This is a genomic window from Methylobacterium sp. WL18, assembly GCF_008040015.1.
GTDB classification, from domain to species: domain Bacteria; phylum Pseudomonadota; class Alphaproteobacteria; order Rhizobiales; family Beijerinckiaceae; genus Methylobacterium; species Methylobacterium mesophilicum.
On the sequence record NZ_VRVD01000094.1, the window covers coordinates 1 to 11,222 of the forward strand.

The window sequence follows — 11,222 nt, forward strand, 5'->3', positions numbered from 1 at the left end:
GAGCATCGCCAGCACGGCGAGGCTCCGGACGAGGCGGTCCGGCGGGCCCGCGACGCGGCGGGCCAGAAGGGCGACGGATCGGATCACGATCCCGAGATAAGCATGGCCGTCCCCCGGCGCAATCACCCACGGCGTCGCGCCGGCTCGCGGTGTTGCCCGGAGCACACAGGCAGGCCTCGACTCGCCCGCGCCCCCCGGCCGGCCTCAACCTCGCCGCGAAGTCCGGGCCGGTTCGCCCGAGGGATCGCAGCACGGCCGCGACGACCGACGCCGTCGGCAAGAACCGGCCAAGTGACCGGCTAAGCGATCGGCCAAGTGACCGGTAAAGTGAGAGGATGACAGACCATGTCGAGACGGATCGCGATGCTCGCGCTCGCAGGCGCCCTGCTGGGGAGCGCGCCCGCCTCCGCCGGCCCGATCGATAGCGGGCCGCTCGCGGATTTCCTGAACGTCTTCCGAAGCCAGGCGATCCCGCGCGAGACGATCGGCTGGAACAGCACCGAGAAGCCCGGCACCATCGTGATCTCCACCCGCCAGCGCCGGCTCTACTACATCCTCGGGAACAGCGAGGCGATCCGCTACGGCGTCGGCGTCGGCCGGCAGGGCTTTTCCTGGTCCGGTACCAAGACGGTGACGATGAAGAAGGAATGGCCGGCCTGGCGTCCGCCGCAGCAGATGCTGGCCCGCCGCCCGGACCTGCCGCGCTTCATGGCCGGCGGCCAGGACAACCCGCTGGGCGCCCGCGCCCTCTATCTCGGCTCGTCGCTCTACCGGATCCACGGCTCGAACGAGCCCGAGACGATGGGCGCCGCGGTGTCCTCGGGCTGCATCCGCATGACCAACAAGGACGTGGTCGATCTCTACGACCGGGTCCGGGTCGGCACCAAGGTGGTGGTGCGGGACTGACCTGCGCGAGCGCGGGAAGTCTGTCGGCAGGCGAGGGTTGTGTGTCGGCCTGGGCGCGCGAAGTTTGTCGGCGCGCGTCCAGGCCAGCCCGATCATCGAGTTCCGGCCCCGAATGCGTGGGTGGCCTGCTGCCGGTTCCTGCTACGGCTGTACGCGGACGGCGGCTATCAGGGGCCGGCGTTTAAGGCCGGACTGCGCCGGGCATGCCGTCGGCTCAGGCTGATGATCGTCAAGCGCTCCGATTAGGCCAAGGGCTTCGTCGTGCTGCCCAAGCGCTGGATCGTCGATCCTTCGACAGGCTCAGGATGAGGGAACGTTTGCTTGGCTCAACCGGTGTCGGCGCTTGGCCAAGGACTGGGAATGCCGCTCACGCACAGCCCGCGCCTTCCTCTTGCTCGCCGCAATCCGCCCAATGACACGAAAGCTCTGCCAAACAACACAATGATCTCGGACAGACTCTAAGGACAGCCCAAGGAACCGCGCTGTCGCATCTTGGATACACCGGTACATAGAACCTGCTTTTCGAGTTGACGCGATGCGGCAATGCGGCTGATGGTAATCGTGACGGTTCCCCTCGGGGATCAAAAGGGAACGCGGTGAGGACCAACCCATGAGGGTCAGTCCGATGCCGCGGCTGCCCCCGCAACTGTAAGCGGCGAGCTTTCTCACCACCACGTCACTGGGCGGCCTCGCCCGGGAAGACGGTGAGGCGGCGACGACCCGCGAGCCAGGATACCTGCCGTCAGTCGTGGTCACACGCGAAACGCGCTGGGCGGGGTGCCCCGGCGGGTGCGGAAGCATGCGCGTGCGTATGGCTTCGGCCTCGTTCGCGGTGACGTGCCACTGCCGTTGCCCGAGGCCGTCCGCTTTGTCCCGCTCCGCGTCGATCCCGATCCTGCCCGTGCTGGCGCTCGCCTGTGCGTTTCCCTCCCTTGCCACCGCGCAGGCCGCACGGTCCGAAGAGGCCGCCGTGGTCCTCGACGCGCTCTCGGTCGAGGGTACCCTTACCGCCACGCCGACCTACCGGGTGCCGGAGCTCTACAGCGGCACCAAGACGATCACGCCCCGCCTCGACCTGCCGCAGCAGGTCGACGTGATCCCCCGGGAAGTCCTGATTGACACAGCCGCGACCCGCGTCGAGCGCGCGCTCGATTACGTGCCCGGGGTCGGAAAGCAGAACGATTTTGGCGCCCAGAACCTCGCCCTCTACTCCGTTCGGGGATTCGCGACCCAGGACATCTTCTTCAATGGCTTCAACATCGCCCGCGGCTACAATGGCGCCCCCGACACCCAGAACGTCCAGTCCATCGAGGTCCTGAAGGGCCCGGCCGGCGCCCTCTACGGCCGCAGCGATCCGGGCGGGACCGTCAACATCCTGACCAAGCAGCCCGTAGCCCGACCCTTCGTCGAGATGGGCACGCTATTCGGCAGCTTCGGCACCGCCCGCACCACGGTCGATGCCGGCGGTGCGCTGAGCGAGGACGGCAGCGTGCTCTACCGCTTCAACGGCGTCCTCGCCCGCCAGGACAGCTTTCGCGACTTCGTCGGCGGCGACCGGGTGCTCTTGGCGCCCGTGGTGAGCTGGCAGGTCACGCCCGACACCAAGATCACGTTCGAGGCGCAGTACCTGCGCAACCGCCAGACCTTCGACCGGGGCACCGTCGCGGTGAACAACCGTCTCGGCCTCGTCCCGCGCTCACGCTTCTTCGGCGAGCCGGGCGACGATTCCGTGTCCGAGAGCGCGCTCCTGCAGGTGCGGCTGGAGCACGCCTTCAACACCGACTGGCAGCTCCGCGTCGCCACCCACCTCAACACCGGCAGCCTGACCGGCCTGCAGACCGGCGCGACCGGCATCCTCGACGACGGGCGTACGCTCTTGCGCGAGTTCCGCCGGCACGACTTCACCTGGGGCGTCGCCATCGGCCAGGCCGAACTCGTCGGGCGCTTCGAGACCGGGCCCATCGCCCACACCCTGCTGCTCGGCCTGGAGCACGAGCGCTACAACAGCACCGAGAACCTGCTGCGCTCGACCCCGCGCCTCGACCCCTTCGCCATCGACCTGTTCAACCCCGTCTACGGGCAGGCCAAGCCTCCGTTCACGCGCCGCTACAGCGCCAGCGAGAACGTCGGCAACACGGCGGTCTACCTCCAGGACCAGATCGCGCTCAGCCCGGAATGGAAGCTGCTGCTGGGCAACCGCACCGACTTCTACAACCAGACCTTCCGGGACAAGGTCGCGAACGAACGGACCGAGCAGGACCGCACCGGGTTCTCGCCCCGCGCCGGCCTCGTCTACCAGCCGCTGTCGTTCCTGGCCCTCTACGGCAACGTCGCCGCCTCGTTCCGTCCCAACACCGGCTTCGACAGCGCGTCGCGGCCCTTCGCGCCCGAGACCGGGTTCGCCTACGAGGTCGGGGCCAAGCTCGACCTGTTCGACGGCCTCAGCGTGACGGCCGCCGCCTTCCACATCGAGAAGGAGAACGTGCTCACCACCGACCCGGCGGACTTCTTCTTCCAGATCGCCGCCGGGGCGGTGCGCAGCCAGGGCTTCGACGTCAGCCTGGTCGGGCAGGTCACGCCGGAGTTCCGGGTGATCGGCGGCTATGCCTTCATCGACGCGGCGGTCACCCGCGACGAGGTGCTGCGGGTCGGCTCGCCGCTGCTCAACATCCCGCGCCATAGCGGCTCGCTGCTCGGCATCTACGAGATCCAGGCGGGCGACTGGAAGGGTTTTGGGATCGGCGGTGGGTTCCGGGCGGTCGGCTCGCGGCTCGGCGACACCGGCGTCGAGAGCTTCCGCTTGCCGGGTTACATCCTGACGGACGCGCTGGCCTACTACCGCTACGAGAACCTGCGCTTCGGACTCAACGTCGACAACATATTCGACGCGACCTCCTACGAGCGCTCCTACAACACCTTCTGGGTCGGCGTCGGCGAGCCTCGGCGGGTCACCGTGAGCATGACGGCGCGGTTCTGATGAGGGTGCATCCCGGAACGTCCAAGGTGTCGGCGTGCGCACCGGCCGCGTCAGGCCGCATCGGCTCCATCGATGCCCTGCGCGGGCTGGTGATGGTGCTGATGCTCCTCGACCACCTGCGCGAGACCTGGTTCCTGCACGTGCCCGTGGCCGACCCCATCGACGCCCGAACCGCCCTGCCGGCCGTGGCCCTGGCTCGCCTCGTCGTCAGCCTGTGCGCGCCCATCTTCATCGCGCTGACCGGCGTTGCCGCATTCCTGTTCGGTACCCGGCACACGCTGGCCGAGACGCGGGCCTACCTGCTGAAGCGTGGCCTCGTGCTGATGGCGCTGGAGGTCCTCTACCTGTCGGAACTGTACTGGGGCGTGGCCAGTCCGACGCTCTGGCTGCAGGTCATCTGGTGCATCGGCGTCTGCATGATCGTCCTGGCGGCCCTGATCGGTCTGCCACGCCCGGCTCTGTTCGCGGTCGGGCTGTTGATCGTCTGCAGCCATAACCTCCTCGACCCTCTCCACCTCCAGCCGGATCAACCGCTCTTCCCGGTCTGGGCGATGCTGCACCAACGCGACGTCATCGCGTTGCCGTTGGGTCTGGTCGCCAAGACGACCTATCCGGTGATCCCATGGATCGGCGTGATCGTGCTCGGCTATGCGATCGGCCCGTGGTTCCTGCCGAGCGTCGCGGAACGCACTCGCGAGCGCCGGTTCATGGCTCTTTGCTGCTTGATGCTCGTCGCGTTCGCGGTGCTGCGGCTGGTGAATGGCTACGGCGACAAGCCCTGGTTCGCGGTCGAAGGCGATGCGCTCCGGACCACGATGAGCTTCCTCGCGCTCACGAAGTATCCGCCATCGCTGCTGTTCCTGCTGCTGACGCTCGGGATCGGAGCGCTGCTCCTCGTCGCGCTGGAACGGATGCGCGAAGCTTCGGTCGTCGCGGCTTTGGCGGTGTTCGGCGGAGCGCCGTTGTTCTTCTACCTGCTCCACCTCACGATTCTGCGGCTCCTGTACCATGGCGCCGTCGCCATCTGGGGGCCGACGCAGGGCGCCGTGTTCGGCGTCGCGAATTATGGCTGGGTGGTCCTCTGGTATGTCGGACTGATCGCGCCACTCTATTGGCCGACAGCATGGTTCTCGCGCGTCAAGGCGGCTCGACACGATATCGCATGGCTCAAGTATCTCTAGTTCTTTGAGCGTGAGTGAAGCCGGGTGTCCCGGTCTTCGTCTGAGCCTTCAAGCTATGGCTACGGCGACCCTGCGGTTGATCTCATTGATCCGCGCGGGCGGCAGATTTCGGCATCAACCGATGCCGGCTCGCCGTCCCGGCCGGGGCGGATCGCTTGCCGGAAACTCAGCGACGAGCGCGCCACCCTGCTCGACGAGATCCTCCAGCCCGACGCAAATGAGCCGATCCACGCCCGCTGCATCAGAGGGCGGCGAGGTGGGCTATCGCACGCTCTTGCACGTGAACGCGCCCCGGCGCCCCAAGAGCCCGGCAACAGTCACCCGGCGCAATGCTTTGGAAACCAGTTCCCGTGGAAGCCTGGTGGGATCCGATGCCCGAGGTGGACTGTAGCGACGGGCGGCGCCTCGAACGCGTGCGCGTCGAGGACGGTGAAGTCCGTCGTGTCGCTCGCCGTGTCGATGACGAGCCCGACGAGCCACCCCTCGTCCTCGCCAGCCTCTGGCCCCGCCGGCACGAATACGAACTCACCCGGGACACGGGCGGCGCCGAACTCGTGCGTGCGCCGCTCCCCGGTCGCCAAATCGTGTTTGTAGAGCCGTGTCGCGCCGACGAGCTGCGTGTTGCCGTCGGCGGGGACTGAGCCCGTGTAGACGTATCGGTGGGGCCGCCCGAATAGGCGCTCGTCGATCCGGGGGAACTCCTGCGCCGCGGGGTCGATCATCTGCCGATCGACCCGCCCCGTCGTGGGGTCGGCGGTCCAGCGCTCCAGCCGTCCGGGTGCGTCGAAGCCGCCACCGGCCGAGGCGAACACCGTCTCGTACGCAATGACGTCGAGGACCACCTGCCCGTCCGTGGTGTCGTAGCCGTTGGCGACGTGGAAGACGAAGCATGGCTCCACCGTGCACCACGTGATGTCGGCAGCGGTGCCGTGCCGGGGGAGCAGGCCGACGCGGGCGTTGTGGGTGGGGTTCCAACGGAACGGGAAGCGGTGGCCGGCCAGCACAGCCCGCATCGAGAAGGTGACGGGCAGGTCCAGCACGACCGCGAAGCGCGCGGTGATCGCGCAATCGTGGATGCAGGGGCCGTGCTCGACCGGGATCGACACGTCTCGCACGACGCGACCGGCGGGCGAGATGACGACGTGGCGCACGCGGTCCCAGACGCGGCCGTCGTAGGCGATGGCATGTGTCTCACCGGTCGCCGGGTCGCGGTGCGGGTGTCCCGTGAAGGAGCCGGCGAGCGTTCCGTCGAACGGATCGTAGCGTTGGGTTTCCAGGTCCTCTGACAGCGCCACAGGGTAGCTGCCGGCCTCGACCACGGCGAAGGCGCGGCCGCCGATCTCGACGACGTTGGTGTTGACGGTATCATCACCCCGGCGCGGCCCGGGGGCGGCGGGTCGGCCAAGCGCCGCGGACGCCGCGCGCGAGCCGATCCAGCGGTTGCGGTACCACAGCGCTTTACCGCTCTCGATACGTAGACCATGCACCATGCCGTCGCCGAGGAACCAATCGTGACCGCGCGTCGTCGGGCCGGCGGGGTTGGCGCCCATCTTGAGGTAGCGGCCGTCGAGCCCTGCCGGGATCGTCCCGGTGACCGGTAAGTTCCAAAGCGTCAGCTCCTCACGCATTGGCGCGTGGACACCGACGACAAAGGGGTGCGGCGTCCCCGGCAGGCGTAGTCGGCTGCAGGCTGCCACCAATGCTACGAGCCCCTCAGCGGCGGTGCGCAGGCTGGACTCGATAAAGTTCGGCATCGGTCGCTGCCTCGGGGCGGTGCGGATGAAGCACGAGGTCCTTCGTGACGGGGGCGCCCCCCGTTACCGAACGAGAATGACAGGTCTGTCCATAAGGGACGACGCGACACTCTGGCCGACGATGTATCCCCGCGGTCGGCCAACCGAACAAACTGTTGCACCACGTCGACGGCTGGGTCGGCCTCTGATAGCGGCCTGCGGCAACGCCGCTTGGCAGGATGCCACGTCGCACTGATCTTCAGCCGAGGCGCAGGCCAGCGTGAGACCCTGCGGCGAGCCGATCGCGTCGCGATTGTCCCCCGTTTCGAACCCGATCACCGCGATAATCCCGTCCGCCCCGGCTAGCGCTATCACGGGCCCGAGCAAGTTTGTGACGTCCTCGACTGCCCTCCGAACGCGGCGGCTCGGCCTGCGCGCGAGGCAGAGCGGGCGCACTCACGACGGCCTGACAGAACCGTCTGCCCCAAGCCGGAGCCAAGGGGCCCGCCGAAGCCCAGTCGTGAAGCCGGACTGCTGGCAGAAGGAAGGAGGTGCAGCATGGTGGATCGCAGATCCTGGCTCCGTGGCGGCGCGTTGTCGATCGCTGCGCTGTGGGCCTCCTTGACGGCCCTCCCGGCGACGGCACAGGGGATCAACCTGCCCGATGGCGCCGAAGCCGCTGCACGGCTTCCTCCGAGCGACGTGATGGCGAAGGCGCCGCCCCTTCTCGGGGCGGGCCGCGGAGACGAGGCGACGTTCTGGTTCTATGCTGGACAGCTGCGCTATCGCAGCTACCTGGCGGCGCATCGCGATCTTGATCGGACGGGGCACCCGGCCCTTTTCGCCGCGCTGATCGAGACGATCGGGCGGCCGGTCAACGAATATGCCTTCGGCGACGTCACGACGCTGGCGCGTACGATCTCGATGGTCCTGGAATGGGACCGGCTCTATCCCGATCCGTCGCTGGCCGGCCCGGAGCACGAAAAGACGCGAGACGGTCTCGAAGGCCTTCGAAAGCAGATCATGGCCCAGGCCGACAGCATCCGTCGCGAGCGTCAGCAGCGGGGATTGCCGAACCGGTAGGAGCGGCGGACGGGGCCACAGCCGGTGAGGCCACCTGATCCATGGGGGCCAATCCCGCCTTAAAACGCCTACCAACGCTCGGATCTGGTTAACGGTGATGAGGCTTGCGGCGAGGCTGGTGAAGGCCTGGTAGGTGTCCGCGCGCCGCTCGTAGCGAATGGGCAACCGGCGGAAGCGGTTGAACCAGGCGTGGGTGCCCTCATCCTGAGCTTGTCGAAGGATCCACCACCCAGCGGTGGCGGTCGAGCCTCTGGCTACTCTCGACATCGTTCCGGGCGATGCGCGGCCTGATCCCGCATGTGCGGCACTCCCTCCGTCGGGACCTGGCATCGTAGGCCTTGTCGGCGTGCAGCGTGTCGAGGCGTCGGCGACGCCGGTCCCGGCGGCCACTCCGCAGCGCTGGGAGGGCGTCGAGCGTGGGGGCCATCTGCGGCGCGTCGTGGCTGTTGTCGCCGATCAGACGGAAGCCGAGCGGCGTGCCGCGCGTCGCTGACGCGGTGGCGCTTCGTGCCCGGCTTGCCTCGATCTGGCGGGTTCGGGCCGGTGGCAGAGCCCCCTTTTTCGCCGGGACGGAGGCACCGTCCAGGCTTGCTCGGCTCCCATCATCTGTCCGGCGTCGTGCAGGTGCTCCAAGAGCGTCGGATGCAAGCGGCGCCACGCGCCGGCCGCTTGCCAATCGCGCAGGCGTCGCCAGCAGGTCACGCCCGGGCCGCAACCCAACTTGGCCGGCAGCATCGCCCACGGTAGCCTTGAGCGCAGCACGACCAGGATGCCGGTCAGCGCCGCACGGTTCTCGATCGGTCGCCGCCCGCCCTTTGGACGCCGGCGCGTCGTAAGAGGATCGTCTGCTTTTGCCCCGAACTGTCTCCGAAGCGGACGTGCCGCTTCCGGCCAGACTACGCCATGCCGAATCGCCGATGAGCGCGAAACCGGTCGTTCTGCTTTGCGCCCATGTGGGTCATTCAGAGAGCTTTGGCCGCTTCTCCATAGCGGACATTCCGCGCAACGGCTGCTACGCCCGGTGATTAGCATTACAGTTGCATTTTCGACGAGGTTCTGACTCTCTGCGTCACCATGATTCGCGCATCATGGACATCGGGGACCTCGATCGAGGCGACGCTGGAGTTGTGGGCCTCGTCGCTGCGGGAGGTGAAGGGACGCTTGCGCCCGCTGTTTACGCAGGAGCGGGTCGCGGCCTCGGCCGGGGCATTCCTGGATGGGCTGCTCGGCGCGGAGCGGCGCAAGACGGGTTGGATGCGGTCGGAAGCCGCGGGCGATCCCGGGCCCTGGCGTCAGCAAGCACTGCTCGGGCGCGGACGCTGGGATGCGGATGCCCTGCGCGACGTGGTGCGGGACTATGCCCTGGAGACCCTGGCTGACCCGGACGCGGTTCTGGTTCTCGACGATCCTTCGGCAGGCTCAGGATGAGGCCGGCTTTCTCAAGCAGGGTAAAGCCTCGTGCGGCGTGCATCGCCAGTACACCGGCTCGGCCGGCAAGATCACGAACTGTCAGATCGGCGTGTTCGCGGCCTACGCCTCGCGGCACGGTCATGCGTTCATCGATCGGGCCTTGTACCTGCCCAAGACCTGGACCTCGGATCCGGCCCGATTAGCCGCCGCCCACGTGCCGGAGGGCACGAGCTTTTCGACCAAGCCGGGATTGGCGCTGGCGATGATCGAGCGGGCGATCGCCGCCGGCGTGCCGTTCTCCTGGGTGGCGGCCGACACCGTCTACGGGATCGGCGACATCGGACAAGCGCTGCGCCGCGCGGGCAAGGGCTATGTGCTCGGGGTCAAGACCGATCACAGGTTCAATGCCTGGGTCGGCAAGCCGCCTGTGGCCGGCACCGCCGAGGTGATCGCCGACAGCCTCGCTCCGTCGGCCTGGGCGCGCCTGTCGGCGGGAGAGGGGACCAAGGGGGCACGACTGTACGACTGGGCCTATTGCGAGTTGGCCGACCTCGCTGGCGCCGACGACGACCAAACCAGCGTGTGGACGCGCGGGCTCCTGATCCGCCGCAGCCTGAGCGATGGCGAGCGGGCATACTTCACGACCTGGTGCCCGGCCGGCACGCCGATCGCGACCCTGGTGGCGGTCGAGGGCCGGCGCTGGACGATCGAGGACGCGTTCGAGACGGCCAAGTCCGAGCTCGGGCTGGCTCACAACGAGACCCGCTCCTGGCACGGCTGGCACCGGCACGTGAGCCTGGTGATGATGGCCTTCGCCCTGCTGGCGGTGATCCGCCATCACGCCAACGCGCCGCCCCCAAAAAGACGAGCCAGGACGAGATCACGCCCCCCGAGGCGACGCGCTCACTGATCCGCTGGTCGATCCAGGAGATCCGCCGCCTCGCCGTACGGCTGGCGCAGCGGCGCATCCAGCCCGCCCACGTCGTCGCGTGGTCGCTCTGGCGACGCGCGCATCAGGCGGCCGCCCGAAACGCTCATCTCAAACGCCGAGCGTCAGACGCCAAAGGGCGTCACCGCCGTAAGCCCAGCAAAACACGCCGACGACGAAAAAGCCAAAAAACGCAACTGTAATGCTAGGCCGTCTTGAACAACGGCGTGTCGGTCCGCGTCGCGGCACGAGAATGGTCTCGGTCGGTCAATCCGAACCACACCCGCATCCTGAGAGGCTGGGCTGCAGCCTCGAAGGTCGATGCCAGCCGGCCGCGCGACCCTTGAAGCTCTCCTTCGAGGCCTACGCTGCGCTCCGGCACCTCAAGGTGAGGTTGGAAGTGGGATTGGCCCGCGCAACGCCGTTGCCGACGGGGCGAGGCCTGAATGCGCTGTGACGATCGGTGTTTGGAAGGACGGCAGCATGCACCAGCGCGATACCACCGAGCCCGCACGGATCCTGGTCATCAACCCGAACTCGTCCCAGGCCGTGACCGCCGCCATCGACGCGGCGCTCGACCCGCTGCGCTTGGCCGGCGGCCCCGCCATCGCGGTGACGGACCTGCCCGATGGGCCGGCGAGCATCGCGTCCCAGCAGGACGCCGATTCCGTCGTGATGCCGCTCGCCCGGCGCATCGCGGCGGACGGGGCGGACGCCTTCGTGATCGCCTGCTTCAGCGACCCGGGCCTGCACACGGCCCGCGAGGTCGCCAGGGGCCGGCCCGTGATGGGCATCGCCGAATGGGGCATCCTCCGGTCGCTCACCCTCGGCGAGCGCTTCGGCATCGTCGCCCTATCGGAGGGCAGCGTGCGGCGCCAGCGCCGGATGGTCCGCCAGATGGGCCTCGGCGAACGCTATGCCGGCAGTCGGCCGGTGGAGGCGCGGGCGGACGAGACGGCCGGCGAGGCGATCCGCGACCGCCTGGTCGCGGCGGCCCGCATGCT

Annotated in this window: 6 protein-coding genes, 3 pseudogenes and 1 riboswitch; of the genes and pseudogenes, 7 read left to right on the forward strand and 2 right to left on the reverse strand. The window is 68.4% G+C overall.

What is annotated here, in order from left to right; genetic code table 11:
* Positions 1-345: 345 nt before the first annotated feature.
* From FV228_RS10145 to FV228_RS10155, 4 genes and pseudogenes are all read left to right on the forward strand, one after another.
* Positions 346-906 carry a L,D-transpeptidase gene (locus tag FV228_RS10145; RefSeq protein WP_147854512.1) on the forward strand — a complete coding sequence of 187 codons (561 nt, stop codon included), beginning with the start codon at positions 346-348 and terminating at the stop codon, positions 904-906.
* Positions 907-1,041: 135 nt separating this feature from the next.
* Positions 1,042-1,351 (forward strand): annotated as a pseudogene (locus tag FV228_RS34140) (transposase); the annotation flags it as partial.
* Positions 1,352-1,454: 103 nt separating this feature from the next.
* Positions 1,455-1,665: riboswitch (cobalamin riboswitch) on the forward strand.
* Positions 1,666-1,774: 109 nt separating this feature from the next.
* The gene (locus FV228_RS10150; RefSeq protein WP_246693879.1) at positions 1,775-3,883 is read left to right on the forward strand and encodes a TonB-dependent siderophore receptor; all 2,109 of its coding nucleotides are present in this window, start codon (positions 1,775-1,777) and stop codon (positions 3,881-3,883) included.
* A 26-nt stretch (positions 3,884-3,909) separates the two neighbouring features.
* Positions 3,910-5,064 carry a heparan-alpha-glucosaminide N-acetyltransferase domain-containing protein gene (locus FV228_RS10155; RefSeq protein ID WP_238262813.1) on the forward strand — a complete coding sequence of 385 codons (1,155 nt, stop codon included), beginning with the start codon at positions 3,910-3,912 and terminating at the stop codon, positions 5,062-5,064.
* Between the two features lie 317 nt (positions 5,065-5,381).
* Here the strand turns inward: FV228_RS10155 and FV228_RS10160 are convergent, their stop codons facing one another.
* The gene (locus FV228_RS10160; protein ID WP_147854514.1) at positions 5,382-6,818 is read right to left on the reverse strand and encodes a carotenoid oxygenase family protein; all 1,437 of its coding nucleotides are present in this window, start codon (positions 6,816-6,818) and stop codon (positions 5,382-5,384) included.
* Between the two features lie 537 nt (positions 6,819-7,355).
* On the opposite strand from FV228_RS10160, the gene FV228_RS33025 reads away from it, so the two are divergent.
* Positions 7,356-7,880, forward strand: coding sequence for a hypothetical protein (locus FV228_RS33025; protein ID WP_187277693.1), 525 nt, complete (start codon positions 7,356-7,358; stop codon positions 7,878-7,880).
* A gap of 78 nt (positions 7,881-7,958) precedes the next feature.
* Here the strand turns inward: FV228_RS33025 and FV228_RS10165 are convergent.
* Positions 7,959-8,702, reverse strand: a pseudogene (locus tag FV228_RS10165) (IS5 family transposase); the annotation flags it as partial.
* Positions 8,703-8,954: 252 nt separating this feature from the next.
* Between FV228_RS10165 and FV228_RS10170 the strand changes: the two are divergent.
* Both FV228_RS10170 and FV228_RS10175 read left to right on the forward strand, forming a co-directional pair.
* A pseudogene (locus tag FV228_RS10170) lies at positions 8,955-10,200 on the forward strand (IS701 family transposase).
* Between the two features lie 501 nt (positions 10,201-10,701).
* Positions 10,702-11,222 (forward strand): aspartate/glutamate racemase family protein (locus tag FV228_RS10175; RefSeq protein WP_147854515.1); only part of this gene is annotated, 521 nt, incomplete at its 3' end.